Origin of the sequence: Nonomuraea sp. H19 (genome assembly GCF_052068215.1) — a bacterium.
Classification (GTDB): domain Bacteria; phylum Actinomycetota; class Actinomycetes; order Streptosporangiales; family Streptosporangiaceae; genus Nonomuraea.
In genome coordinates this window covers 96,406-121,723 of record NZ_JBQHCV010000029.1, presented here as the reverse complement: position 1 = coordinate 121,723, position 25,318 = coordinate 96,406, and the positions used below count along the sequence as shown (strand labels likewise).

Sequence of the window (25,318 nt, the reverse complement as noted above, 5' to 3'; positions counted from 1 at the left end):
GCCCGCCTTCCCCCGGGTGGCTCCACTTATCACCAGAGCCGCGGGGAGAAGCGTCTTGAGCAGACTCTATGGCGATCCGATAGAGGTGTGGACCAGGGACGGGGACCCGACCCAGTTCGTCTGGCGCGACCGCCTCTATCTCGTCCGCCGCGTGTTCGACCACTGGGTGGTCGCGCGCGAGTGGTGGAAGACCAGCGAGCGCGACCCCGGTGAGCGCCGGTTCTGGCGGGTGGAGGCCAGCCCGGGGCGCGAGGTCGGCTCGTACGAGCTGCGCTACGACACCGCCAGCAACGGCTGGCTGCTGCTGAGGGCGTGGGACTGATGGCGCCCCCGTTCCCGCACCTCAACGTGTGCTCCGCGTACTCCATGCGATACGGCACCGCCTTCCCGCAGGCGCTGGCGCGCCGGGCGGCCGAGCACGGCATGGACATCCTGGCGCTGACCGACCGCGACGGGCTCTACGGCGCGATCAAGCACGCCCAGGCCTGCGCCGAGGCCGGGATCGCCCCGGCCTTCGGCGTGAACCTGGCGCTGGAGGCCCCGGCCTCGGCGTTCATCCCGGTCCCAGGGTTGCGCCCCCCACGCCCCAGGACCGGACCGAACGCCGAGGACCGGGTCACCGTGCTGGCCCGCTCCGGCGGCTGGTCCCGCCTGTGCCACCTGGTCACGGCCGCCCACCACGCGGGCGAGCGCGGCGCTCCCAAGGTGACCCGCGAGCTGGTGGCCGAGTGGGCCGGAGCACCCGGCGGCGACCACGGGTTCGGCGCCGAGGACGGGCTCGTGGTGCTGCTCGGCCCCAGGTCCGACGTGGGCCGCGCGGTGGCCGAGCGCCGCGACGAGCACGCCAGGACGCTGCTGGGCCTGTGGCGGTCCGCGGCGCCCGGCGTGGTGATCGAACTCGTCGACCAGTACGGCTTCCGCGACGCCACCACCGCCGTGCGCATGCTCGCGCTGGCCGAGTCCATGGGCGTGCCCGCCGTGCTGACCAACGCGGCGCGCTACCTGGACCCGGCCGACCACCAGGTCGGCGACGTGCTCGACGCGGCCCGCCAGCTCGTCCCGCTGCACCCGCGCCACCTGGACCGCACCACCTCGCACGCCTACCTCAAGAGCACCAAGGAGATGTGGCAGGTGGCGGCCAAGGTCTGCGGCGCGGACCAGGAGCGGGTGGCGCGGCTGCTGTTCACGACCAGGCGGCTGGCCGAGGCGTGCTCGATGGCGCCGCTGGAGCTGCTCGCGCTGCGCAACGACCCGCCCGCCCTGCACCTGCCGGAGATCGGCGGGGATCCGGTGCCGCTGCTGCGCCACCGGGTCGAGGACGGGCTGGCCAGGCGCGGCCTCGACCGCTCGGACGACGCCAGGCGGCGCCTCCGGGACGAGATGGCCATCATCGAAAAGAAGCGCTTGTCCGGATATTTCATCGCCGTGGCCGGCATCACGGACATGATCCGCGGCATGGGCATCCGCTGCGCCATCCGCGGCTCGGGCGCCGGCAGCCTGGTCAACTACCTCATCGGCATCGGCGAGGTGAACCCGCTCCACCACGGCCTGCTCATGGAGCGCTTCCTGTCCGAGGGCCGCATCGGGCTGCCCGACATCGACATGGACGTGGAGTCCGCCCGCCGCCTCGACTGCTACAAGGCCATCTTCGAGCGGTACGGCGAGGCGCGCGTGGCCTGCGTGTCCATGATGGAGACCTACCGGGCGCGCAGCGCCATCCGCGACGTCGCCGGCGCGATGGGCCTGCCGCCGCACGAGATCGACACGATCGCCAAGGCGTTCCCGCACATCAGGGCCAAGCAGATCACCGCGTCCCTGCACGACCTGCCGGAGCTGCGCGAGAGCCGGCTCGGCGAGGCGGGCCTGGACCGGGTGTTCCGGCTGGCGGAGAAGCTCGACGGGCTGCCCAGGCACATCGCACTGCACCCGTGCGGCGTGCTCATCGGCAACGCGGGCATGCGGGACAGGACGCCGGTGGAGCGCAGCCTGCTGGAGTTCCCGATGTCGCAGTTCGACAAGGAGGACGTGGAGGAGGCCGGGCTGCTCAAGCTCGACGTGCTCGGCGTGCGGATGCAGTCGGCGATGGCGTACGCGCTGAGCGAGATCAAGCGCGTGGACGACGTCGTGGTCGAGCTGGACACCCAGCGGGGCGAGGATCCCGGCGTCCAGTACGTCCCGCACGACGACCAGGACACCTACGACATGATCTGCGCCGCCCGCACCCTCGGCTGCTTCCAGATCGAGTCGCCCGGCCAGCGTGAGCTGGTGGCCAAGCTGGAGCCGCGGACGCTGCACGACCTCATCGTGGACATCTCGCTGTTCAGGCCAGGCCCGGTGAACTCCGACATGGTCACCCCCTACCTGGAGGCCAGGCACGGGTGGCGGCAGCCGTCCTATCCGCACGAGAGGCTGCGGGAGGCGCTGAAGGAGACGCACGGCGTCGTGGTGTTCCACGAGCAGGTACTCAAGATCATCGAGGTGATGACCGGACGGGACCTGTCGTTCGCCGAGCTGCTGCGGCGCACGCTGGACACGCCGGAGGGGCGGGATCGGGTACGCCGCACGTTCATCCCCATGGCCAGGGCGAACGGCTTCGACGACGCGGCCGTCAACCGGGCCTGGCAGGTGCTGGACGCGTTCGGGACGTTCGGGTTCTGCAAGGCGCACGCGGCGGCGTTCGCGCTGCCCACCTACCAGTCGGCGTGGCTGAAGCGGCACCACGCGGCGGCGTTCTTCGCCGGGGTGCTCACGCACGAGCCCGGCATGTACCCGCCGCGGGTCATCATCGACGAGGCCAGGCAGTGCGGGATCAAGATCCTGCCGCTCGACATCAACAAGTCGGGCAAGGACTGGCGGGTGGAGCGGCTCGGGCTCCGCGTGCGCCCTTCCCGGCTCGAAGGCCCTCCTCCGGCGCGGCGGGAGTTCAAGGCCGGGGAGATCGGCAAGGGGTACGCGCTGCGCGTGCCGTTCTCGGCGATCAAGGGGGTGAGCGAGGCGGAGGTCGAGCGCATGGTCGCGGCGCAGCCGTACACGTCGCTGGCCGACTTCTGGGACCGCGCCCGCCCCTCCCGGCCCACGATCGAGCGGATCGTCCAGGTCGGCGGCCTGGACGCGGTGCACGACCTGCACCCGGGCGGGCCCCGCTGGCGTCCGGGCGAGCTGACCCGCCGCGACCTGATCGCCCAGGTCGGCGCGCTGGAGCGGACCTCGTCGAGCGGCGTGCGGACGGGACCGCGCGCGTCCAAGCGCTACACCCCCGTCCGCCCGTCCCGGGTGGCGGCCCCGCCGTCGGTGCAGCTCCCGCTGGGCTTCGGCGAGCACCTCCCGCCGGGGGAACTGCCCGAGATGACGGAGGCGGAAATGGTCGAGGCCGAGCTGGAGATCCTCGGCATCGACGTCAGCCGCCACGTCATCAGCTTCCACGACCAGCTGCTCGACGCGCTCGGAGTGGTGCGATCCCGGGACCTGCTCAAGCAGCGCAACGGGGCCGAGGTGCTGGTCGCGGGGGTCAAGGTGGCGACGCAGACGCCTGCCGTGCGCTCGGGCCAGCGCGTCATCTTCACCACGCTGGACGACTCGACCGGGCCGATCGACCTGACGTTCTTCGAGTCCGTGCAGGGGCGGTGCGCGGCGATCGTGTTCGGCTCGTGGCTCTTGCTGGCCAAGGGGGTGGTGCGGCGCACGGGCACGCGGGCGGTGTCGCTGCGGGCGGTGGACTGCTGGAACCTGGCGGACCTGGACGCGCTCTGGCGCTCCCAGGGGGCCGACGCGGTGCGCGCGGTGCTCGCCCAGACGCCTGAGGAGGTCGCGGGGGTCGGCGGGCGCAGGATCGAATACCCCAACGGCTTCCGCCTCTCGCCCTACTCCGACCTCGGCCCGCCTGTGGTCGCGCCGCCCCGGCGGCTCTGGCACGCCAGCCCGGGCAGCTCGGGACCGTCCGCGGCCTGAGCCACCGCCACCCGCCGCGCCGGCCCCCCGCTTCGATCAGCCCGTGCGGCTGATCGGTGTGGAGCCCTGCGCCGGTTGGTGGCGGGGGGAGAAGGCGCGGAAGGTGCCGGAACGGACGGTGCGCGGCGAGCGGGAGGCGCGCTGCAGCCGGGTCACCTCGCGTACGGTGCCCGCGCACAGCAGGGCGGACACCGCGGAGCACCCCAGCTCCAGCACCCCCACCCCCGTCAGGTCACCGGCGGAGGAGCCGAGCGGCAGCCGGATCGTGATCAGCGCGAGTGTGCCCAGCCAGCTCAGCCACCACGCCGCCAGCAGCGCCAGCCACCGCCCGCGCTGTCCGGCGGGCGGCCTGGTGCCGCGCCACACCTGGTCCAGCAGCACCACGGGAGCCACCAGGTTGACGCCCGGGACCAGCCAGGCGGCGGCCACGGGGCCCCTCGGGGCCGAGCGGTCGTTGACCTGCCTGGCCCGCACCAGCCAGGTCACGTAGGCGGCTGCCGCCGCGATGGAGGTGCCCGCCAGCAGCATCATCAGCACCGCGAACACCGTCACCGCGCCCACCACCGCCTCCGCGTCGGGCCCGTGCGGCCGGCCGCCGAACGCGGCGAGCTGGGCGGCGAGGCTGCGGCCACGGGCCTGTTCGAAGATCACGAGGGCGGCGAGGGAGAGGATCTGCGCGGCGAGCGTCACGTAGACGGCAGCGGCGGCTCTGGTAGGCGGTGCCTGGGTGTAGCGCACGATGTTCTCCCCCCGGGCCATGCGCTGATGTCCTGATTCACTTGTATCCCGGGAGGCTCCCTGTTAATCAGCTCACCACGCCGGATTCCCACGCCCAAGCTGCGATTCCAACCCTATTCCGGACACCGATTTTGCCCTGAATGCTGCCGAGATGTGTCTTGACCGTCGACAGCGACACGAACAGCTCCGCGGCCACCTCCTGGTTGGTCCGCCCCCTCGCCACCAGGCGCACGACGTCCAGCTCGCGATCGGTCAGCGGGCCGCCTGCCGGAACGGCGGCCCGCCGGGGCTGGGTCAGGTGCTGCAGCAGCCGTACCGTCACCGACGGCGACACCAGCGCGTCGCCCGCCGCGGCGGCCCTGACCGCCTCGATCAGCAGCGTGGGCCCGCTGTCCTTGAGCAGGAACCCGGTCGCGCCCGAGCGCAGCGCGCCGTAGACGTACTCGTCCAGGTCGAACGTCGTGACGATGACCACCCGCAGCGGGTTCTCCACGCCCGGCCCGGCCAGTACCCGGGTCACCTCGATCCCGTCGAGCTTGGGCATCCTGATGTCGAGCAGGCACACGTCCGGCCGCAGCCGCCTGGCCTCGGCGACGGCCTCGGCCCCGTCGGCCACCGCGGCGACGACCTCCATGTCCGGTTGAGCGTCCAAAATCATCTGGAAGCCGGTACGCACCAGTTGCTGGTCGTCGGCGATGAGAACCCGAATAGTCACGGCCCCAACTCTAGAGATCAGCCGTTCGGCCGAGGCGGTTATGGACGCACGGCCGATCCCCCGCACCGGGGTTCGCCGGAAGTCTGTACGCCATGAACGACGTGCTTGTTGGACGAGCCCTGACCAAGCGGTTCGGGCAGACCGTCGCCCTGGGCGGCGTGGACATCTCGGTACGGAGCGGCGAAGCGGTGGCGATCATGGGGCCGAGCGGTTCCGGCAAGTCGACCCTGCTCCACTGCCTGGCCGGGATCATGAAGCCGGAGTCGGGCGAGGTGCACCTGCTCGGGCAGCGCATCGACGCGATGGGCGAGCGCAAGCGCAGCGCGCTGCGCCGTACCCGCTTCGGCTTCGTCTTCCAGTTCGGCCAGCTCCTGCCCGAGCTGCCCGCCGAGGAGAACGTGGCGCTCCCGCTCATGCTGGGCGGCGTGTCCAGGGGAGAGGCGGTACGGCAGGCGCGCGAGTGGTTCCCGCCGCTCGGCCTGCACGCCATGGAGGCCAGGCGGCCCGGCGAACTGTCCGGTGGGCAGGCGCAGCGGGTGGCCATCGCCAGGGCGCTGGTGACCAAGCCGGCCGTGGTGTTCGCCGACGAGCCCACGGGTGCGCTCGACCAGCAGACCGGGCAGGACACGATGCGGCTGCTCGTGGAGGCGACCAAGCACAACGGCGCCTCGCTGATCGTGGTCACCCACGACCCGAACGTGGCCGCCTGGTGCGACCGCACGGTCGAGGTCCGCGACGGCCTGCTCCTCACCGCCGGAGCACGCGCGTGAACCTCGATTTGACCTGGCGGCTGCTCAAGGGCGGCGGCCGCAGGGGCCTGCTGGGCACCTGGCTCACGCTCGGCGCGGTCGCGGTGTCCACGGCGCTGCTGCTGTTCGCCGTGGCCGCGAACGCCGCCTTCGACGCCAGGGCCGACCGCGGCGCCTGGCGCAACCCGGTGGCCGCCACCTCCGGTGCGATCGCGATCGAGGCCTCGCGCTTCGACTTCGTACGCGACCAGGCGATCACCGTCGTCGACCTGGCCGCGCTCAAGGACGGCGTACCCCCGCCGCCCGGTCTGCCGCGTTTCCCCGAGCCGGGCGAGGTGTGGTTGTCCCCGGCTCTGGCCGAGCTGGCCAAGGAACTGCCCGCCGACCAGCTTGCCAAGCGATACCCGGACCCCGCCGGTGTGCTCGGCGACGCGGGGCTGGTCCACCCGGACGAACTGGTCGCGGTCGTCGGCCACGCGCCGGACGCGCCCGAGATGACCGCCTCGCGGAGCGAGGACTGGATCATCGCCAAGCCGCCCACCAAGGTGGCGAGCCTGGCGGGCACGCCCAGCGAGGACGCGGGCGCGTACCAGGCGCTGGCGCTGGTCGCGAGCGTGCTCATGGTGGTGCCGCTGCTGGTGTTCGGCGGCGCGGCGGCCCGGCTCACGGTGGCGAGGCGCGACCAGCGGCTGGCCGCGCTCCGGCTGATCGGCGCGACCCCGGGCCAGGTGGTGGCGATGACAGTGGCCGAGGCGGTGATCGTGGCGCTGGCCGGCGCCCTCGTGGGAGCCGTGGTCTTCGCGCTGGCCGTGCCGCTGCTGGTCGGCATCGAGATCCAGGGCGGCCCCTGGTTCGCCGGGGACCTGTTCCCGAGCCTGCCGGAGCTGGCCGCCGTGGTGGTCGTGGTGCCGCTGATGGTGGGGCTGTCGGCGGTGGCCGGGCTGCGGCGGGTCGTGGTGAGCCCGCTGGGCGTGGCCAAGCGGGAGACACCGCCCGCCATGCGGTTCGTACGGGTGCTCGCGCTGCTCGTGGTGCTGGCCGTGTTCCCCCTGCTGACCCAGGGCACCGGCGTCGCGATCGTCGCCGTGGCGCTCGGCCTGGCGTTCCTGTGCATCAACCTCGTCGGCCCTTGGGTGATCGGCGTGATCGGCAGGATCACGGCACGCACCGCGCGCGGCCCCGCCCGGCTGCTGGCGGCCCGCCGGCTGGTGGACGATCCGCGCTCGGCCTGGCGCACGGTGAGCGGCGTGGCACTGACCGGCTTCGCGGCGGGCTTCCTGGGCCTGCTCAGCCCGGCCGCCTTCACCGAGGACGCGGGGCCTCCCCAGCTCCGCGTCACCGCGCCTGCCGGGCAGGTGGCGAAGGTGACCGAGCAGGCCCGCGAACGGCTGGCGGCCGCCAAGGTGACGGCCACCGTCAAGCCGTCGGAGAACGTCGTCGTCGCGGCCCTGGGCAGCTCCGCCGACGCGGCCACGGCAGACCGGGCGCGCACCGCCCTCACCGGGCTCGTCCCCGGACGCACCCCGACGAGCGAGGCCGATGACCAGCGGTTCGGCATCCAGCTCCTGGCCGACGTCCGCGTGGGCACGATCGTGGTGCTGTCGGTGTCGTTCCTGGTGGCCATCGCCAGCGCGGGCATCACGGCCGCGTCGTCGATCCTGGACCGGCGGCAGACGTACGGGCTGCTGCGGCTGGCCGGGACGCCGCTGGAGGTCCTCGACCGGGCCCGCCGCGCGGAGACGCTCATCCCGCTGGCGGTGATGGGTGGCGGGGCGATCCTGGTGGGGGCGTTCTGCGGGCTGCCGTTCATGATCGAGGTCAGCACGGTCGGTCTGATCACGCTGCTGACCTGCGTCGCCGTCGGGTTCGCCGGGGTGATCGGCGCGGGGGCGCTGAGCCGGCCGCTGCTCCGCTCGGTCACCGCCGACCCGGCCCCGCGCCCCGACTAGCGGCGGGCCCTTGCACGCGTGCGTGGTCTTGTGGCGGCGGTGTGCGGTCGGTCAGTGGGGGTCGAAAAGACCCAGTCGATGGGCTAGTGCCGCTGCTTCGGTGCGGGAGCCGACGCCGAGTTTGGCGAGGATGTTGGAGACGTGCACGCCCGCGGTCTTGGCCGTGATGAACAGGGCGGTGGCGATCTGGCGGTTGCTGCGGCCCTCGGCCACCAATCGCAGCACCTCACTCTCACGCGAAGTCAGGCCGAGGCGGTCCGCAGACCGTGCGTTGGCGGTGAGACGACCCCGAGCGGCGAGAACCTCGAGCTCGTGTACGAGAGGAGCCGCGCCCAGCTCGCCCGCGACGGCGGTCGCCTCTTCCAGCCTGGTCAACGCCCCAGCCCTGTCGCCCGCGCTCAGCGCGTCCTCCGCGGCGCTCAAGAGTGCTTGGGCGAGGGGATACGGGTGGCCGAGAGCCCGCCATGCCCCCGCCACGGTGTCCCAATCACGGATCTCGGCAGGGGCTGCGGGTGGTGCCGCGTTCCTGCTCGTGCGGCGTACGAGCGGTTCCTGACCGGCGAGCGATCTGGAGTGCGGCGTCCTGGCGGCGGCCAGACGCGCCGCCAGCCGGTCGCTCCAGACGCGGAAGGTGGCTTGCTGGGCGGCCTGCACCGGGCCGGGCACGGTCAGCAGCTCACCGAGTGTGCGGAGCTGCTCCAGCCGGTCGACGGCGCTGGGCAGACGCATCTCACACACCCGCAGTCCCGTGAGCAGCAGCGGCCAGGCCAAGCCCGGATCGGCGGCCAGGCGCGGGATGGCCAGGGCCCGGCCGAGCAGGCTGTCGGCTGTTTCCGGTTCACCCGACGCGAGCGTGACCTGGCACTGCAGGTCACGCAGCGGCAGCACGAACTCCGTACCCGTATAGCGATCACCCATGAGCCGCGTCGCCTCCTCACAGAGATTCGCCGCCACGGCCGTGTCGCCCTCCGCGAGCGTGACGAAGCCCAGCACGGTCAGTAGGACGGCACAGTAGAGGGGCGGCGGTTCGTCGGCCAGCGCGTCGGTGACCGTCTGGCGGGCTGCCGCCCAGCGCCCGAGGACGGTCAGCCCGTCGGCGGCCACGACGGCGAGCATCGCGCCCCGCCCGCCGGCCAGCCCGTAGCGGCGCGCGGTGGCGTGCCCGCGACAGGCGATCGTCACTGCCTCCTCATACGCGCCTGCCGCCTTGAGCGTGACCGCCTCCACGACGTCGACCAGGGCCACCGTGTCGTGGTCCGCGGCCTGGGCGGCCAGCGGGGCGGCCTCGTGGCAGAGCGCCAGGGCCTTGTCGTGTTCGCCGTCCCTGACCGCCAGCGAGGCCAGCGTGACGAGGGCCAGCGCCCGGACGGCAAGGTCGCCGTCCCCGAGCCGGAGCGCTTGCTCGGCGGGAGCCCTGGCGTCCTCGTATCGCGAGAGCACGTTGAGTCTGCTGGCCAGCGTGGCCAGCAGACGCCCGAGTACAGCCGGCGGTGCGGAGTCGGGGAGGGACCGGAGCGCCCTGCGCAGGTCGTCGAGGCCGTCCTGTCCCAGGCGGTGCTTCAGGAGGCTCCTGGTCTCCAGGATGAGTGCTTGTGATGTGCCGTCAGGCGTTTCCCGCAAGGCCGCGTCGGCCAGGGCGATGCCGCGCTGCGCCGCACCGGCATGGAGGCAGGCGTCGGCGGCGGACTTGAGCACGTCGGCGTGGCCGGCATCGATGCCGATGGCCGGGTCCCACAGGTCGAGCACCCGTTCCAGCATGCGAAGCCGTTCGGCGTAGGCGTAGACCGCGCCGGCGGCCTCGGCGGCGCGCCAGGCCGCCTGGAGGGCCAGGGATCTCTCGCCTGCCGCGTGCCAGTGGGCCGCCAGCTCGACCGGCGCCGCCTCGGGAACCTGGCCGCACCGCAGGTGCAGCCGCCTCCGCTCGCCGGGCAGCAGGTCGTCGTAGACGGCCTCGCGGACGAGCGCGCTCCTGAACGTGTAGCCGTCGTCCGTGGGCAGGAGGAGCCGACGCTCCACCGCGGGCCGCAGAGCCGCCTCCAGCTCCGGGTCGTCGAGGCCGGTGATCCGGGTGAGTGCCGCCTGCCGCACCCCCTCAGCGGTCACGCTGCCGGCGACCGAGAGGGCGCGTACGCAGCGGCGGCTCTCGTCGGGTAGCTCACGGAACCCGGACAGGAGCAGGTCGCGCAGCGGCGCACCGGTGCCCGCCTCCGCGAGTACGGTGGCGAACAGCGGGTTGCCCTGGCTGCGTGCCACCAGGTCCCGGCCGGGGCGTTCGCCGAGCATCCGCGCCAGCTCGCCGGGGGTGAGCGACGGCGGCTCGATCAGGCGGGTCCGCGGCAGCCGGGTCAGCGAGGTGAGCAGCGGACGCAACGGATGGTCGTCGGCCAGGTCCGTGGAGCGGTAGGTGCCGATCAGCAGGACGCCGGGGTCGCTCAGGTTACGGGCGAGGAAGAGCAGCAGCTCGCGGCTGGACGGGTCGGCCCACTGCAGGTCTTCCAGAACCACGACGACCGGCGCGGCGAGTTCGATCAAGGTCAGCACGTCGTCGAAGAGCCGCGCCCTGCCGTACGAAGGATCGGGCTCTCCCAGCTCAGGGAGCCAGTGCGCGAGACCGCGACGGCCCGTCAACCGCGCGGCGCCCAGCTCGCGGACCAAGCGGCGCGTCACGGTCACGAACGGCGCGTACGGCAGGCCGTCCGCGCCGAGGGCCAGGCAACCGCCCTCCACCGCGTGCAGGCCCGCCACGAACTCCTCCACCAGCCGGGACTTGCCGATGCCCGGCTCACCGGCCACGAGCACGATGGCGGGGCCCCGCTCCCGTGCCTGGCGCAGGGCCGCCAGTTCGGCCGCGCGGCCGACGAACGGAGTCGTCATTGTTTCGCAGTCTAAAGAGGCAGACCGCAGTCTAAGGAGGCGGATATAGCAAATGCCCAATGTGGCCGCCGTGTTCAGGCCGCGATCGTAAGCGCATGACTGAACATCGATGGCTCGTCCTTCCCGTGATCTTGCTGGCCACGTTCATGGCCTCGTTCGACTACATGGTGGTGAACGTCGCCATCCCCGTGCTCAGGACCGAACTGCATGCCGGGCAGGCGGCGCTGGAGCTGGTCGTGGGCGGCTACGCCTTCACCTACGCGGCCGGGATGGTATCCGGAGGCAAGCTGGGCGACCTCTATGGCCATCGGCGGATGTTCCTGCTCGGCGTGGCCGCGTTCGCGCTGGCGTCGTTGCTGTGCGGACTGGCCGCTACGGCGGTGCAACTCGTGGGCGCCCGCTTGCTGCAGGGGCTGGCCGCCGCGGCGATGGCGCCGCAGGTGCTGGCCCTGATCACGGCGATACTGCCGGCCGGGGAACGGTCACGTGGCCTGTCGTGGTTCGGCGTGGTCCTGGGCACGGGCGGCATCGCGGGGCAGGTATGCGGTGGCCCGCTGATCCAGGCGGATCTCTTCGGCTTCGGCTGGCGGGCCATCTTCCTGATCAACGTGCCGATCGGCGTGGTCGCCGTCCTGGCGGCGGCCAAGCTGCTCCCCGTCGCGCGGCCGACCGCTCGTCCCCGGCTCGACCTGCTGGGCGTCCTCGGGATCTCGGCCGCCGTGGCGCTCGCACTGGTGCCGCTGGCGTTGGGGCGGGAGGCGGGCTGGCCGGCCTGGACGTGGGCGTCGCTGGCGGCCTCACCGGTGGTGCTCGGGTTCACACTGGGCTGGGAGCGGCGGGCGCCCGAGCCGCTGATCGACCCGGCGCTGTTCCGCGCCCGGTCGTTCTCCGCGGGGCTGGGGATCATGGTCGCGTTCATGGCCACGATGGGTGGCCTGATGTTCGTCATGACCCTGCTGCTCCAGGTCGAGCTCGGGCTGAGCACGCTGGCGGCGGGGCTGACGTTCCTGCCGATGGCCGTCGGCTCGATGGTGACCTCGCTGCTGGGGCGCGGCCTGTTCGCGAGGTACGGCCTGCGCGCACTGGCCGCGGGCGGCGTGATGAGCACGGCCGGCATGCTGGCCTTCGCCGTCGAACTGCACCTGCTGGGCAAGGCGGTGGGGCCCGGATGGCTGTCGGTGCCGCTGGCGCTGTTCGGCCTGGGCGCCGGGCTGGTCGTGCCTTCGCTCATGGGTGTGGTGCTCGGCGGCATCGAGCCGGCGCGGGCCGGGATCGCGGCCGGCGTGCTCACCACCGGCCAGCAGTTCGCGGGCGCCATGGGAGTGGCCGTGCTCGGAGCCGTCTCCTCCCCCGAAGAGGCCATGTGGATCTGCGCCGTACTCATGGCCGTGGCCACCGGTCTGGTCGCCCTCCTGCGGGCGCGGGAAGGCTCAGCCCAGCACCAGGTCGCGGATGAGCTTCAGCGACGGCTCGTCGCGGGGGCCCATGACCAGCAGGCTGGTAACGGGTGACGCATGCCAGAGCTCCAGGCGTTCCTTGATCCGCCCGGGCGGGCCGACGAGCGAGATGCCGTCGGCCAGCTCGTCCGGGATCGCCCGGAACGCCTCGTCCTTCCGCCCGGCCAGGTAGAGCGCCTGGATGTGCTCGGCCGCCTCGGCGTATCCCATCCTGCCGATGATGTCGGCGTGGAAGTTGCGGTGCTTGGCGCCCATGCCGCCGATGTACAGCGTGAGCATCAGCTTCACGCCGTCCAGCGCGGCCCGCACGTCGTCGGAGATCACCACCATCACCATGGCGGCCACGTCGAAGCCTTCGGAAGCGTTCGCGAGCGACTCGCCGTACATCTCGTCGATCTTGCTGGGGAACGCGAACAGCGGCAGCCAGCCCTGGCCGATCTCGGCGGCGAGTGCCACGTTCTTGGGGCCTTCCGCGCCGAGATAGACGGGGATGTCCGGGCGGAGCGGATGCGTGATGAGCTTGAGCGGTTTGCCCAGGCCGCCCGCCAGCGGCAGCGGGTAGTGGGGGCCCTCGCTGGTGACGGGCTCCTCGCGGCGCCACACCTTGCGCATGATCTCGACGTACTCGCGCGTCCTGGCCAGCGGCCTGGCGAACGGCTGGCCGTACCAGCCCTCCACGACCTGCGGGCCCGAGGCGCCCACACCGAGCAGCAGCCGGCCGCCGGTGAGGTGGTCGAGGGTCATCGCGGTCATCGCCGTCGTGACGGGCGGCCTGGCCGAGAGCTGCGCGACCGACGTGCCGAGCTTGATGCGGCTCGTACGCGCGCCGTACCAGGCCAGAGGCGTGAACGCGTCGCTGCCGTACGCCTCCGCCGTCCACACCGAGTCGTAGCCGAGCCGCTCGGCCGCCAGCACCGATTCGGTCGCGTCGTCGCCGTTGCGCTGCCAGTAGCCCAACTGGAGCCCGAGCTTCATGTGACACCTCCGGAATTAAGTTCTATTACTGCCCTTGACGGGCGCGGGTGTCAATGGAGGATCTTCGTGGGTACTCACAGTGCGTGCTCAAAGGTCTCTGCCGTGCCGCCTGCCTGCTCCTTCTGCTGCTCCCGGCGGCCGAGCCCATGGTGGCCGCGAGCGCGTCGCGGCCCAACATCGTCCTCATCGTGGTCGACGACCTGGAGGCCGGCACCCTGCCGTACTTCCCGAACATCACCCGGCACCTGGTGCACGAGGGTGCCTCGTTCGACCGGTTCTTCGTGACGAACTCCTGGTGCTGCCCGTCCAGGGCGTCGATCCTGCGCTCTCAATACGTCCACAGCCATGGCGTGATGACCAACACCGCGCCGGAAGGTGGATTCGACCGCTTCCACACCCTTGGTCTGGAACGTTCCACAATCGGCACGTGGATGCAGGCGGCCGGATACCGCACCGGGATGATGGGCAAATACCTCAACCACTATCCGGGCGCCACCGCCGAGAAGACGTACGTGCCGCCCGGCTGGGACGAATGGGATGTGCCGGTACGCAACCTCTATGAGGAGTACGGCTACCGGCTCAACGAGAACGGCCGCTCGGTCGACTACGGCTGGTCCGAGCAGGACTACCTGTCCGACGTGCTGGCCCGCAAGGCCCGCGACTTCATCGCCGGGTCCGCGAAGCCGTTCTTCCTGTACCTGGCGCCGGTCGCGCCGCACAACCCGGCGAACCCGGCACTGCGGCACGCGAACGCGTTCCCGACGGCCATGGCGCCGCGGACGCCGTCGTTCAACCAGGCGGACGTGACCCAGGAGCCGCTCTGGCTGCGCTCCCGGCCCATGCTCGGGCAGCCCGAGCTGGAACAGGTCGACGAGCGCTACCGGGCCAGGCTGCGGGCCATGCTCGGCGTCGACGACCTCGTCGGCACCGTGGTCGAGACGCTGCGGGAAACCGGCCGGCTCGACAACACCTACATCTTCTTCACCTCGGACAACGGCTTCCATCTCGGGACGCACCGGCTCGTGCAGGGCAAGACCACCCCGTTCGAGGAGTCGATCAGGATCCCGCTCGTGGTCCGCGGCCCCGGCATCGCGCCGGGCGCCACGATCGGGCAGCTGGGGGCCACCGTCGATCTCGCGGTCACGGTCGCCGACCTGGGCGGGGCCAAGCCGCCGGCGTTCGCCGAGGGGAGGTCGCTGGCGCCGCTGCTGCGCGGCAGCCCGCCGCCGGGTTGGCGCACGCACGTGCTGGTCGAGTTCATCAGGCCGGTCAACCGGTCGTCGGCCAAACAGACGCCCGTACCCGCCTTCCAGGCGCTGCGCACCGAGCGCTACACCTACGTCCGGTATTACACGGGGGAGATCCAGCTGTACGACCTGCAGGCGGATCCGTACCAGCTGCGCAACCTGGCGGCCGGCGCCGATCCCGCCCTGCTGGCCGGCCTGAGCGAGCGGCTGGCCGGGATGATGGCCTGCTCGGGCGCGAAGTGCAGGGAAGCCGACGCGCGCTAGTGAGGAAAGAGCGACGGGTACGCGTGCGCCAGGTGCTCGGACACGGCCCTGGCGGCCTCGTCCGGCTCGCCCTGCTCGATGGCGGCCAGGATGCGTACGTGGTCCGCGTGCAGGATCGAGGTGTCCCCGAGGCGTTCGACCGCTTCGACCGCGTATCTGCGCATCGAATCCCGCAGCGACCGCATGATGGCGGCCACGAGCCGGTTGCCCGACGCGTCCGCGATCGCGCAGTGGAAGTCCGTGTCGTGCTCCACGAACTCCTCCGCCGACCGGGCCCCCTCCATCCCGGCGACCGCGGCGGCGAGTGTGGAGGTGCCGGCCCGTACGGAGGCCGCGCGGGCGGCCGCCCACTGCTCGATCATGTGCCGGGTGTCGATCACCTCGCGCAGCTCCAGGCTCGCCAGCCCGAGATGCAGCCTGAGCAGGTCGGTCAGCGCCGAGTCCGGGCGCGAGATCAGCACCGCGCCCGCGTCCGGCCCCCGGCCTGCCTGCGAGGACACCACGCCGAGGGTCTCCAGCACGCGCATCGCCTCGCGTACCGACGAGCGGCTCACGCCGAGCTGCTCGGCGAGCCGGCGCTCGGCGGGCAGGCGGTCGCCCGCCGTCAGCCCGTCCTCGGCGATACGCCGCTCGATTTGCGCGAGCACGTCCTCGAACGTCCGCGTTCGCTTGACGGGACGCCAGCCGCTGCCGTCCAACGAAGCCTCCCTGATATGGTCTGACCATACTGTGGTCCGACCATACCTACGGAAGGAGAGCCGTGCGAGTCGCCCTGTTCATCACCTGCGTGAACGACACGCTCTTCCCCGGCACCGGCAAGGCGGTCGTGTCGCTGCTGCGCAGGCTCGGCTGCGACGTCGACTTCCCGGCCGCCCAGACGTGCTGCGGCCAGATGCACGTCAACACGGGCTATCGCGCGGAGGGGGTGCGGCTGGCGCGTCACTTCACCGAGGTCTTCGCCGGCTATGACGCCGTCGTCGCGCCGTCGGGGTCGTGCGCGGCCATGGTGCGCGAGCAGTACCCGAAGCTGGCCAAGCCGGGCAGCAAGGGAGCGGCGGCGATCGCCGAGGTGGTGCCCAAGGTGTACGAGCTGTCCGAGTTCCTGATCGACGTCCTGAAAACCGAAGACGTCGGAGCATATTTCCCGCACCGGGTGACATATCACCCGACGTGCCACTCGCTCCGCGGCCTCCGCCTGGCCGACCGGCCCACCCGGCTCCTCCAGCACGTCCGCGGCCTGGAGCTGGTCCCGCTGCAGGGCGCCGAGGAGTGCTGCGGATTCGGCGGCACGTTCGCGGTCAAGAACCCGGCCGTCTCCGCCGCGATGGGCGCCGACAAGACCCGCAACATCCTGGACACGGGCGCCGAGGTGCTGTGCGCGGCGGACAACTCGTGCCTGATGCACATCGGTGGCACGCTGAGCCGCCAGAAGACCGGCGTGCGGACCATGCACCTGGCCGAGATCCTCGCATCGACGGAGGAGGCCCAATGAGCGGGACGTTCCTTGGCATGCCCGGAAATTTCCCCCAAAACGCCGAGAAAGCCGTACAGGACTCGCAGCTCCGCTACAACCTCCGCAAGGCCACGCACACCATTCGCGGCAAGCGTGCCGGCGTCGTCGGCGAGCTGCCCGACTGGCAGGAGCTCCGCGCGGCCGGCAAGGCCATCAAGGACCACACCCTGCGCAACCTCGACCGCTACCTGGTCCAGCTCGAGCGGGCCGTGACCGGGGCGGGCGGCACGGTGCACTGGGCCAGGGACGCCGCCGAGGCCAACCAGATCGTCGCGGACCTGGTCAAGGCCACCGGCGAGACCGAGGTGGTCAAGGTCAAGTCCATGGCCACCCAGGAGATCGAGCTCAACCAGGCGCTGGCCGAGCAGGGCATCACCGCGTACGAGACGGACCTGGCCGAGCTGATCGTCCAGCTCGGCGACGACTTCCCCAGCCACATCCTGGTCCCCGCGATCCACCGCAACCGGTCGGAGATCCGCGAGATCTTCCTCGACAAGATGCCGAAGGTCCCGGAAAACCTCACCGACGACCCGCCCGCCCTGGCCGAGGCCGCCCGGCTCCACCTGCGCGAACGCTTCCTCAAGAGCAAGGTCGCGATCTCCGGCGCCAACTTCATGGTCGCCGAGACCGGCACGCTCGTCGTGCTGGAGTCCGAGGGCAACGGCCGCATGTGCCTGACCCTCCCGGAGACGCTCATCAGCGTGGTCGGGATCGAGAAGCTCCTGCCCTCCTGGCGGGACCTGGAGGTGTTCCTCCAGCTCCTGCCGAGAAGCTCCACGGGCGAGCGGATGAATCCCTACACGAGCATGTGGACCGGCGCCGTCGAGGGCCAGGACTTCCACCTGGTCCTGCTCGACAACGGCCGCACCGACGTGCTCGCCGACGAGGTCGGCCGCCAGGCGCTGCGCTGCATCCGCTGCTCGGCCTGCCTGAACGTGTGCCCGGTGTACGAGCGGGCGGGCGGCCACGCGTACGGCTCGGTCTATCCGGGCCCGATCGGCGCGATCCTCACCCCGCAGCTGCGGGGCATGGGCTCGGACCTGGACGCCTCGCTGCCGTTCGCCTCCAGCCTGTGCGGCGCCTGCTACGACGTCTGCCCGGTCGCCATCGACATCCCAGAGGTCCTGGTGGACCTGCGGGCCAAGGCCCCCCACGCGGCCGCGGAGCGGGCCGGCATGATGGTCGCCGGCTGGATATTCAACGACCACAGCCGCTTGGCCAAGGCCCAGCGCGCGGCCACCCGGCTGCGCAAGCTGCTGCCGAAGCGGCTGCCCGGGCCGCTGGCGGCGTGGACCGACACGAGGGACCTGCCCGAGATCCCGGAAGAATCCTTCAGAGACTGGTGGGAGCGAACCCGACGCAGCGAGCGGAGCGAGTGAGGGAGCGGTGAGCGACCAGTGGGCAGGAGCGGAATGAGCGCGCGTGAGGAGATCCTCGCCAGGATCGGCAAAGCCGTCGCCGGCGCCGGGGACGTCGAGATCCCCCGCCTCTACCGCACGACGCAGCAGGTGGAGGACCTCGTGGGGCTGTTCGCCGAGCGCGTGGACGACTACCGCGCGATCGTGCACGTGATCCCCGAGGCGGACGTGCCCGCCAAGATCGCCGAGTGCGTGGGCGAGCGCCGCATGATCGTCCCCGAGGGCTTCGACCGGCCCGGCGGCTGGGACGACCTGAACACCGCCGACGGCGTGATCACCGGTTGCGCCGTGGCCATCGCGGAGACCGGCACGATCGTCCTCGACCACGGCCCCGGCCAGGGCACCAGGGCTCAGACGCTGGTCCCCGACTACCACCTGTGCGTGGTCAGGGCCGCCCAGATCGTGGCCGGCGTGCCCGAGGCGATCGCCCGGCTCGACCCGGCGCGCCCGCTCACCTGGATCAGCGGCCCGTCGGCGACCAGCGACATCGAGCTGAACCGGGTCGAGGGCGTGCACGGCCCCAGAACGCTCGAAGTGGTCATCAGTACCTGAGCACCGCCGCCACGTCCTTGACGGTGTCGGTGAACCACAGCTCCGCGTCCGTCATCGCGGCCGCCCTGGCCAGCGCGGAGTCTCCGCGCTCCTGGACGGGGTCGCTCACGCCCCAGCGGCGCAGCTCCTCCGGATCGGTGGCGAGCTGCGTGCCGCCCTCGCCGATCCACACCGGCTTCGGCACCACGCCCGGCGACAGCACCGCGTGCACCCGGCCCTCTCGCAGGGCCTGTGCGACGCGTGCCATCCCGACGGGGCCGTCGAACTCCTGGTGGCGTTCGAGCAGCTCGGCGCGCCGGCGGTCGAGCCAGTCGTCCAGGGTCCGCTCCACGTCCGCCTCGAACTGGCCGTGGTCGGCGCGGCTGCCGTGCTCCACCATCAGCACCCGGTCAGCGGACTTCGTGCCGAGATGGTGCAGCAGGTACGAGCGTGACTTCGGCTCGCCGGCGACCAGGATCAGCTCCGCGCCGATGCGGCGTACCTGCTCGTCGATCTCATGGGCGACGGCGACCGCGTTCTTCTCCCACGTCTCGTCGACGGCCCGCTCGTACCGCTTCTGCGACCAGCCGCCCTGGGCGGTCTTCTGCAGCGGCCATTCGGCGGACTCGACGGTGGCCTTGCGCGGCGCCCCGCCCCCGAACACCGTCAGCTCCGCCCCCGCGTGGTCCACGATGACCCGCAGGTGCGGCACGTTCTCGCCGCGCTGCATGAGCAGGGGCGTGACGTGCGGCAACGGCGACCACACGGCCAGCTCGGACGGCGGCCGCTGGAGGGACTCGGCCAGCACGACCTCACCGTGCGTGGCGAACAGCGCCCGCCCGGCGGCCGCCGCGAAGGCCTCCTTCTCCAGGGCGTCGAGCGTCGCCGAGTCGACGTGGTCGAGCTGGTCGCGTATGCCACGCCAGTGTGCCTTCCGCTCGGGACCGGTCAGCGCGCCCAGGTACACCGACGCGTACGGGCCGCGCCGCTCGTACAGCCGCCGGATGAAGTCGAGCCGCACCGGTCACCACCTCCGCTTTTCCACGCCGAGCCCGAGCGCCTTGGCGACCTCGGCCACGTTCGTGTAGCGGCGGTCGGGAAGGGATTCGACCATGTCCGCCACCTCGTCCGGCACTTGGACGCGTTCGGCGTGACGTACGAGATCGTCCTTGGCCGCGGGCCACTGGCAGTCGCTCAGCCATTTCGCGAGCTCGCTGCGGACGTCGACGCCCTGCTGCGTGATGCCGGCGGGGGTGCCTGGCTCGTGACCGGGCGGGTACGACGACTGCAGGGATTCCTCACCGGGTGACGGCATGGCCTCGGGCTCCTTCCATTCCTCGGCATGGGTCGTGCCGCCGCCGCGTACCAGGCCCTCGTCCTCGTGCTTCTGCTGCTCGTCCAGACGGGGGCCGTGCTTGTCGCTCCCACGTTGTTCCATGGTTCCGTCACTCCTCTCAATTGCGCCCCTACCCCCGCTTTCGTGGGCAAACATTGCGACTGTGTACCCTGCCGAGCGTGTTCGATCCCCACGTGAGCATCGCCACGGCCAGGCTTACGCTGCGGCCGTTCGGCCCTCAGGACGCGGCTCGAATTCGAGCCATCGTGGAGTCCCGCGTCCAGTTCCTGCCGCCCGGCGCCCCCACCCACGTGTCCGGCATCGCCCAGTGGCTGTCGCACGGCGCTCACGAGCTGCACCGCTCCGGGCAGGGCGTGCACCTGGCCATGACGGACGTCGACGGTGTCATCGTCGGTGCCATCAGCCTGTTCAAGACCTCGTGGAGCGCGGGCACGACCGAGGTCGGGTACGGCGTGCACCCGCTCTACAGGGGCCGCGGCCTCGCCACCGAGGCCGTGCGCGGGCTGGTCGACTGGGCGTTCGAGACCACCGGCCTGCGCAGGATCGACCTGACGGCCAACCTCGACAACGTCGCCTCGCTCCGCGTGGCCCAGAAAGCGGGCTTCACCTGGGAAGGCGTGCTGCGCGAGGCCGTCATGGAGCACGACGGCCCGCACGATCTCGTCGTGTTCGGGCTGCTGCGCGGCGACGGCCGCATCCCCTCCGACACGCTGCCCAGGACGGAGCTGCGCACCTCGCGGCTGCTGCTGCGGCCGCCCGCCGTCGCCGACGTCCCCGATCTGGCCGCCACCGGCGCCGACCCGCTCACCCAGGCCAGGACGGGCGTACCGCGCGACTACACCAGGGAGCACGCGCGGGCGTTCATCGACATCTCCGAACAGCTGCGGATCAGGGGCACGGGCATCGCCTGGAGCGCCGAAGAGCTGGAAACCGGCCGCTTCGCCGCGAACGTGGACCTCAGAGACCTCGACTGGAGCAACCGGACGGCCGAGGTCGGCTACATGACCGCCCCCTGGGCCCGCGGCAAGGGGTACGCCGGCGAGGCCGTGCTGGCGATCGCCCGCTGGCTGTTCGAGCGGCAGGGTTTCAGCCGGCTCCAGCTCCGCGCGGCCGTGGCCAACCCGGAGTCCCAGCGGGTGGCCGAGAAGGCGGGCTTCGTCCGCGAGGGCGTCGCCCGCGGCGTATTCGCCGGCGAGGACCTCGTGGTCTACAGCCTCATCCCGTCCGACCTGGAGTGAGGGCACACCGTACTGACCCTCGCACCCTTTGTGAAACACCGCGACAGCCGTCACCCTTGAGGTGAGGAGGATGAGGCGCAATGATCACGGTTGTCGGCTGGGACGGATCCGAGCTCTCGGCCAAGGCGGTGGACCGGCTGCAAGAGGCCCGGCTCGTCGTGGGACCCGACGCCATCCTCGGGCAGCTCAAGCTCACCGCCCAGACCGCGGGCGACGAGTCGCTGCTGGAAACCCTCGACCATCACCTCGAACACGGCGAGGGCCCCGCCGTCGTGCTCGCCGAGGGCGATCCCGGATTCTTCGGCGTCGTACGCACGCTGCGGGCGCACGGCATCAAACCGGACGTGCTGCCCGCCACCTCGCTGGTCACCCGCGCCTTCGCCTGCGCCGGGCTCAACTGGGAGGACGCGCTCGTCGTCGCCCCCGCCGGCCCGCACCAGCTCGACCGCGCCGTGAACGCCTGCCGCGCCCACCCCAAGGTCGCGCTGCTCGTCGCGCCCGGCGTCGGCCCGGGGGAGATCGCCAGGGAACTCGCCCCCACCACGCCCCGCGCACTGATCGTCTGCGAGGACCTCGGCGGCCCCGACGAGCGGATCACGCACAGCCGCATGGGCGAGGCCACGACCCGGCCGTGGAAGGATCCCGACGTCGTCCTCGTCATCGACCCGCTGCACCAGCCCAAGGAGCCGAGCTGGGTGGCCGGCGCCCAGCCGGGGCCCGCCGAGTGGGCGCTGCCGTTCGAGAGCAGGCTCCCGGCGGAGGTCAGGGCGTACATCCTGGCCAAACTCGGCCCCCGGCTCGGCGACCTGGTGTGGGACGTGGGCGCGGGCGTCGGCGAGATCGCCGTCGAGTGCGCCAGGCTCGGCGCGGCGGTCATGGCCGTCGAGCGCGAGGAGGAGTCCTGCGCCAAGCTGCGCGCCAACGTGCTCAAGCACGGCGTCAAGGTGGCGCTGACCAGGGGACAGGCGCCGCCGGCGCTGGAGCCGCTGCCCGACCCCGACGCCGTCTTCGTGGGCGGCGGCGGCCCCGACGTGGTCATGGCCTGCGCCGCCCGCGGGCCGCGCTCACTGGTGTGCGCGCTCAGCAAGGTCGAGCAGGTCTCGGCCGTGCTCGACCGGCTGCGCGAGCAGGGCTACCGCGGTGAGGGCACCCAGATCCTGGTGTCGAAGCTCACGCTCAACCCCGACGGCTCCCACAGTTTGACCGGCTCCGATCCCGTCTTCGTGGTGCATGCGACACCTGCACACACAGCGTGACCTGTTCCCTACCGGTGCGCATCGGTTATCCTCGCGTGACTTTGTCCACCGCACCGGAGATTCCCTCACGATGAAGCCGCCGCTCCTGCTGATCGGGCAGGGCTCGCACGATGACGCCTACGCCGCGGAGTTCGGCAGGTTCGTACACCGTCTCCGCTGCCGCCTCGACCAGACGGGCCCCGACGTCTCCGGTGGCTATCTGGAGCGCGCCACACCGCGACTGAGCGAGTCGGTCGCCTCCTTGGTCGCCAGGGGACACCACCGCCTCGTGACGCTGCCGCTGAGCCTCAGAGGGGTGAGCGAGGAGTTCGGCGCCGCCATGGAGCTGGAGCAGAAGCGGCATCCCACGCTGATGTACGACCACGGGCGCCCGCTCGGGCCCGACCCGCGCATGCTCGGGCTGCTGGCAGAGCGGCTCACCGAGGCCGCCGCCGAGATCTCCAAGCCGCGCGCGCTGGAGCTCGTCGGCGCCCGGCCCCGCCTTCGCGCGGTCGACGCGCCGGCCGTCGAGGAGCTGCACGTGGAGCCCAGCGAGACCGCGGTCGTGCTGGTGGGCGAGGGCTCGACGGACGCCACCGCCAACGCCGAGATCCACCGGGTGTCGCGGCTGTTCTGGGAGACGCACGCCTACGATTTCATGACCGTCGAGACCGCGTTCGTGTCGGTCACCCCTCCGGGCGTCCCCGGAGGGCTTGAGCGCTGCCGCCGCCTGGGGGCCAAACGCGTGATCGTGGTGCCGTACCTGCTGTTCGCGGGCGGCCTGCTCGAGCGCGTTTGGGCGCAGGCGCTGGCGTACGGCGCGGGGCATCCCGATCTCGACATCCGCTGCGCCGAGGTGATCGGCGACTGCGAGACCCTGGCCGACATCGTGATCGACCGATACGAGGAAGCGCTCCAACTCGTCCCCTAAGTGGTAATTGGAGGTTTAGCTGTGCTCGCTGAGACGCTCGCCGCGATCCGCCCCGCCGACGCCATGGCGCTCGCGGAGGCTCGCGCTTATCAGGATCGCCTCACCAAACCTCGTGGCTCGCTCGGCGTGCTCGAGCAGGTCGCGATCCGCTTGTCCGGCGCCTCCGGCGCCTGCCCGCCTCCCATGCCCGCTCCCGCGGCGCTGGCCATCTTCGCGGCCGACCACGGCGTGCACGCCCGCGGCGTCACCCCCTGGCCGCAGGAGGTCACCGTGCAGATGGTGGCCAACTTCCTGTCCGGCGGCGCGGTGGCCAACGCCTTCGCCGCCCAGGCCGGCGTGTCCGTGACCGTGGTGGACGTCGGCGTCGCCACCGACCTGCCCGACGCTCCGGGGCTGGTCAAGCACAAGATCGGGTACGGCACCGCCGACCTGTCGCAAGGCCCGGCCATGACCGTCGACCAGGCAGTCAGAGGGCTGGAGGCCGGGATCATCGTGGCCCGCGACCTGGTGGCGTCCGGGGCCCGCTGCCTGATCACCGGCGACATGGGCATCGCCAACACCACCGCCTCCGCCGCCCTCATCTCCGTCTTCACCGGCAAGGACGCCGCCGAGGTGACCGGCAGGGGCACGGGCATCGACGACGAGACGTACGCCCACAAGGTGAACATCGTCCGCGAGGCCCTCCGCGTCAACGGGCTGCCGGGCGCGGCCGTCTCCGGCCCGCCTGCTTCAAGGGAGTTCCCGCAGCCCAGCGAGGCGTTGCGGGCGCTGGCCGCCGTCGGCGGGTTCGAGCACGCGGCCCTCGCGGGATTCATCCTGGGCGGCGCGGCGGCCCGCGTGCCGGTGATCCTCGACGGCGTGATCGCCGGTGCCGCCGCCCTCGTGGCCGCCGCGCTGGACCCCGCCGCGCCCGACCACTGTGTCGCCGGGCATCGTTCCGCCGAGCCCGGCCACGCCGCCGCGCTCGCCCACCTCGGCCTGCGCCCGCTTGTTGACCTGGAGTTGCGGCTCGGGGAGGGCACCGGCGGTCTGCTGGCGCACCCGCTGGTCTGCGCCGCCGTGCGGGTGATGCACGACGTGGCCACGTTCGACGCGGCGGGAGTGACCGAGAAGCCCGTGTGATGATTGGGGCACTGGAGGTGAACTGTGTCCCGTTATGGCGCGATGTACGGCCCTGACATCACGTTCCTCGGCGTGGATCGCTGCGACGTCAATGACCCGGCGAGCTACGCCGACGCCGACGTGGTGATCATCGGTGCGCCGTTCGACGGCGGCACCACCAACCGGCCCGGCGCCAGATTCGGTCCGATGGCCCTGCGCCAGGCCTGCTACCTGCCCCACGACGGCTCCAGACCGAGCCTGGCCCTGCGCGTGGACGCGCTGCGCGACCTTCGGGTGCTGGACGCGGGTGACGTCGAGTGCTACTCGGGCGACGTCGAGGGCTCACTGGCCGCCATCGAGGAGGCGGTGCACCGGGTGGCCGCCTCCGGCGCGATCCCGATGGTGCTCGGCGGCGATCACACCGTCGCCCTGCCGGACGCGCGCGGCACCGCCAGGGCGCACGGGGCCGGCCGTACCTCCATGATCCACTTCGACGCACACGCCGACACCGGGGACATCGCCTTCGGCCACCTGTACGGCCACGGTCAGCCGATGCGCCGGCTCATCGAGTCCGGCGCCATCCGCGGTGACCGGTTCCTGCAGATCGGGCTGCGCGGCTACTGGCCCGAGCCGGAGACGCTGGAGTGGATGGCCGCGCAGAAGATGCGCTCCTACGAGATGACCGAGATCGTGGCGCGCGGGCTCGACGAATGCCTGACGGAGTCGTTCCGGATCGCGCTCGACGACTGCGAGCAGATCTTCCTGTCCGTGGACATCGACGTCTGCGACCCGGGCCACGCGCCCGGCACCGGCACGCCCGAGCCCGGCGGGCTGACGGCCAGGCAGCTCCTCGACGCCGTACGCAGGATCTGCTACGAGCTGCCCGTGGCCGGCATGGAAGTGGTCGAGGTGGCGCCGCCGTACGACCACGCGGACATCACCGCGTATCTCGGGAACCGCGTTATCCTTGAGGCGCTGTCAGCGATGGCCAGACGCCGCAAGGACGAGCAGGGCGGGCCTCGCTGGGATCCCCGGCAGCCCCTTCTTGACGGTCGTTGACCCACGTGCAGCAAATGAC

Annotated in this window: 21 protein-coding genes; 14 read left to right on the top strand and 7 right to left on the bottom strand. The window is 71.9% G+C overall.

The window, feature by feature from the left end; all coding sequences use genetic code 11:
* Positions 1-55 precede the first annotated feature (55 nt).
* A complete protein-coding gene (locus ACTMTI_RS45510; protein ID WP_441127077.1) occupies positions 56-322 on the top strand; it encodes a DUF6504 family protein in 267 nt (88 codons plus the stop codon).
* A complete protein-coding gene (locus tag ACTMTI_RS45505) occupies positions 322-3,948 on the top strand; it encodes a DNA polymerase III subunit alpha (RefSeq protein WP_441127076.1) in 3,627 nt (1,208 codons plus the stop codon). Before ACTMTI_RS45510 ends, ACTMTI_RS45505 begins: the two co-directional genes overlap by 1 nt.
* A gap of 36 nt (positions 3,949-3,984) precedes the next feature.
* Here ACTMTI_RS45505 and ACTMTI_RS45500 read toward each other — a convergent pair whose 3' ends face one another.
* Positions 3,985-4,707 (bottom strand): DUF4328 domain-containing protein, encoded by a 723-nt coding sequence (locus tag ACTMTI_RS45500; RefSeq protein WP_441127075.1) that lies wholly within the window; start codon positions 4,705-4,707, stop codon positions 3,985-3,987.
* A gap of 46 nt (positions 4,708-4,753) precedes the next feature.
* Positions 4,754-5,401: a response regulator gene (locus ACTMTI_RS45495; RefSeq protein ID WP_441127074.1), complete on the bottom strand. Its 648-nt coding sequence runs from the start codon at positions 5,399-5,401 to the stop codon at positions 4,754-4,756.
* A 92-nt stretch (positions 5,402-5,493) separates the two neighbouring features.
* Here ACTMTI_RS45495 and ACTMTI_RS45490 point away from each other — a divergent pair, with 92 nt between their 5' ends.
* Together ACTMTI_RS45490 and ACTMTI_RS45485 are read left to right on the top strand one after the other, a co-directional pair.
* A complete protein-coding gene (locus ACTMTI_RS45490; protein WP_441127073.1) occupies positions 5,494-6,171 on the top strand; it encodes an ABC transporter ATP-binding protein in 678 nt (225 codons plus the stop codon).
* Positions 6,168-8,099 carry an FtsX-like permease family protein gene (locus tag ACTMTI_RS45485; protein WP_441127072.1) on the top strand — a complete coding sequence of 644 codons (1,932 nt, stop codon included), beginning with the start codon at positions 6,168-6,170 and terminating at the stop codon, positions 8,097-8,099. The genes ACTMTI_RS45490 and ACTMTI_RS45485 overlap by 4 nt, the downstream gene beginning before the upstream one ends.
* 51 nt (positions 8,100-8,150) lie before the next feature.
* On the opposite strand, the gene ACTMTI_RS45480 is transcribed toward ACTMTI_RS45485, so the two are convergent.
* Positions 8,151-10,973, bottom strand: a complete 2,823-nt coding sequence (locus ACTMTI_RS45480; RefSeq protein ID WP_441127071.1) for a helix-turn-helix transcriptional regulator — start codon at positions 10,971-10,973, stop codon at positions 8,151-8,153.
* A 95-nt stretch (positions 10,974-11,068) separates the two neighbouring features.
* On the opposite strand from ACTMTI_RS45480, the gene ACTMTI_RS45475 reads away from it, so the two are divergent.
* Complete coding sequence (locus tag ACTMTI_RS45475) at positions 11,069-12,484, top strand: MFS transporter (protein ID WP_441127070.1); 1,416 nt, start codon at positions 11,069-11,071, stop codon at positions 12,482-12,484.
* Here the strand turns inward: ACTMTI_RS45475 and ACTMTI_RS45470 are convergent.
* Positions 12,404-13,405 carry an LLM class F420-dependent oxidoreductase gene (locus tag ACTMTI_RS45470; RefSeq protein WP_441127069.1) on the bottom strand — a complete coding sequence of 334 codons (1,002 nt, stop codon included), beginning with the start codon at positions 13,403-13,405 and terminating at the stop codon, positions 12,404-12,406. The genes ACTMTI_RS45475 and ACTMTI_RS45470 overlap by 81 nt on opposite strands.
* An 83-nt stretch (positions 13,406-13,488) precedes the next feature.
* Here ACTMTI_RS45470 and ACTMTI_RS45465 point away from each other — a divergent pair, with 83 nt between their 5' ends.
* The gene (locus ACTMTI_RS45465) at positions 13,489-14,916 is read left to right on the top strand and encodes a sulfatase family protein (protein ID WP_441127068.1); all 1,428 of its coding nucleotides are present in this window, start codon (positions 13,489-13,491) and stop codon (positions 14,914-14,916) included.
* Here the strand turns inward: ACTMTI_RS45465 and ACTMTI_RS45460 are convergent.
* Positions 14,913-15,614 carry a FadR/GntR family transcriptional regulator gene (locus ACTMTI_RS45460; RefSeq protein WP_441127067.1) on the bottom strand — a complete coding sequence of 234 codons (702 nt, stop codon included), beginning with the start codon at positions 15,612-15,614 and terminating at the stop codon, positions 14,913-14,915. The genes ACTMTI_RS45465 and ACTMTI_RS45460 overlap by 4 nt on opposite strands.
* A 62-nt stretch (positions 15,615-15,676) precedes the next feature.
* On the opposite strand from ACTMTI_RS45460, the gene ACTMTI_RS45455 reads away from it, so the two are divergent.
* Genes ACTMTI_RS45455 through ACTMTI_RS45445 form a run of 3 tightly spaced genes read left to right on the top strand, consistent with a single transcriptional unit; the run spans position 15,677 to position 18,399 of the window.
* Positions 15,677-16,408 carry a (Fe-S)-binding protein gene (locus tag ACTMTI_RS45455; protein WP_441127066.1) on the top strand — a complete coding sequence of 244 codons (732 nt, stop codon included), beginning with the start codon at positions 15,677-15,679 and terminating at the stop codon, positions 16,406-16,408.
* Entirely contained in the window at positions 16,405-17,808 is a 1,404-nt protein-coding gene (locus ACTMTI_RS45450; RefSeq protein WP_441127065.1) for a lactate utilization protein B, read from the top strand. The genes ACTMTI_RS45455 and ACTMTI_RS45450 overlap by 4 nt, the downstream gene beginning before the upstream one ends.
* Positions 17,809-17,841: 33 nt before the next feature.
* Positions 17,842-18,399: a LutC/YkgG family protein gene (locus tag ACTMTI_RS45445; RefSeq protein ID WP_441127064.1), complete on the top strand. Its 558-nt coding sequence runs from the start codon at positions 17,842-17,844 to the stop codon at positions 18,397-18,399.
* Here the strand turns inward: ACTMTI_RS45445 and ACTMTI_RS45440 are convergent.
* Both ACTMTI_RS45440 and ACTMTI_RS45435 read right to left on the bottom strand, forming a co-directional pair.
* On the bottom strand, positions 18,389-19,399 hold the full coding sequence (locus tag ACTMTI_RS45440; protein ID WP_441127063.1) for a baeRF2 domain-containing protein: 1,011 nt from the start codon (positions 19,397-19,399) through the stop codon (positions 18,389-18,391). The two genes, ACTMTI_RS45445 and ACTMTI_RS45440, sit on opposite strands and share 11 nt — an antisense overlap.
* Before the next feature lie 3 nt (positions 19,400-19,402).
* Positions 19,403-19,816: a DUF2795 domain-containing protein gene (locus ACTMTI_RS45435; protein WP_441127062.1), complete on the bottom strand. Its 414-nt coding sequence runs from the start codon at positions 19,814-19,816 to the stop codon at positions 19,403-19,405.
* A gap of 77 nt (positions 19,817-19,893) precedes the next feature.
* On the opposite strand from ACTMTI_RS45435, the gene ACTMTI_RS45430 reads away from it, so the two are divergent.
* From ACTMTI_RS45430 to speB, 5 genes are all read left to right on the top strand, one after another.
* Positions 19,894-20,973, top strand: a complete 1,080-nt coding sequence (locus tag ACTMTI_RS45430; protein ID WP_441127061.1) for a GNAT family N-acetyltransferase — start codon at positions 19,894-19,896, stop codon at positions 20,971-20,973.
* Between the two features lie 80 nt (positions 20,974-21,053).
* The gene (cbiE, locus tag ACTMTI_RS45425; RefSeq protein WP_441127060.1) at positions 21,054-22,229 is read left to right on the top strand and encodes a precorrin-6y C5,15-methyltransferase (decarboxylating) subunit CbiE; all 1,176 of its coding nucleotides are present in this window, start codon (positions 21,054-21,056) and stop codon (positions 22,227-22,229) included.
* Positions 22,230-22,299: 70 nt separating this feature from the next.
* Complete coding sequence (locus tag ACTMTI_RS45420; protein ID WP_441127059.1) at positions 22,300-23,139, top strand: sirohydrochlorin chelatase; 840 nt, start codon at positions 22,300-22,302, stop codon at positions 23,137-23,139.
* A gap of 21 nt (positions 23,140-23,160) precedes the next feature.
* A complete protein-coding gene (gene cobT / locus ACTMTI_RS45415; protein WP_441127058.1) occupies positions 23,161-24,261 on the top strand; it encodes a nicotinate-nucleotide--dimethylbenzimidazole phosphoribosyltransferase in 1,101 nt (366 codons plus the stop codon).
* Between the two features lie 24 nt (positions 24,262-24,285).
* Entirely contained in the window at positions 24,286-25,299 is a 1,014-nt protein-coding gene (speB, locus tag ACTMTI_RS45410; RefSeq protein ID WP_441127057.1) for an agmatinase, read from the top strand.
* Positions 25,300-25,318: the final 19 nt, after the last annotated feature.

What these genes read in the sequence shown, in the direction of transcription:
- ACTMTI_RS45490 (WP_441127073.1), top strand. Translation starts at nt 5,494, where the DNA reads ATGAACGACGTGCTTGTTGGACGAGCCCTGACCAAGCGGTTCGGGCAG.
- cbiE (WP_441127060.1), top strand. Translation starts at nt 21,054, where the DNA reads ATGATCACGGTTGTCGGCTGGGACGGATCCGAGCTCTCGGCCAAGGCG.
- ACTMTI_RS45420 (WP_441127059.1), top strand. Translation starts at nt 22,300, where the DNA reads ATGAAGCCGCCGCTCCTGCTGATCGGGCAGGGCTCGCACGATGACGCC.
- ACTMTI_RS45500 (WP_441127075.1), bottom strand. Translation starts at nt 4,707, where the DNA reads ATGGCCCGGGGGGAGAACATCGTGCGCTACACCCAGGCACCGCCTACC.
- ACTMTI_RS45505 (WP_441127076.1), top strand. Translation starts at nt 322, where the DNA reads ATGGCGCCCCCGTTCCCGCACCTCAACGTGTGCTCCGCGTACTCCATG.
- ACTMTI_RS45480 (WP_441127071.1), bottom strand. Translation starts at nt 10,973, where the DNA reads ATGACGACTCCGTTCGTCGGCCGCGCGGCCGAACTGGCGGCCCTGCGC.
- ACTMTI_RS45445 (WP_441127064.1), top strand. Translation starts at nt 17,842, where the DNA reads ATGAGCGCGCGTGAGGAGATCCTCGCCAGGATCGGCAAAGCCGTCGCC.
- ACTMTI_RS45450 (WP_441127065.1), top strand. Translation starts at nt 16,405, where the DNA reads ATGAGCGGGACGTTCCTTGGCATGCCCGGAAATTTCCCCCAAAACGCC.
- ACTMTI_RS45435 (WP_441127062.1), bottom strand. Translation starts at nt 19,816, where the DNA reads ATGGAACAACGTGGGAGCGACAAGCACGGCCCCCGTCTGGACGAGCAG.
- ACTMTI_RS45475 (WP_441127070.1), top strand. Translation starts at nt 11,069, where the DNA reads ATGACTGAACATCGATGGCTCGTCCTTCCCGTGATCTTGCTGGCCACG.
- ACTMTI_RS45470 (WP_441127069.1), bottom strand. Translation starts at nt 13,405, where the DNA reads ATGAAGCTCGGGCTCCAGTTGGGCTACTGGCAGCGCAACGGCGACGAC.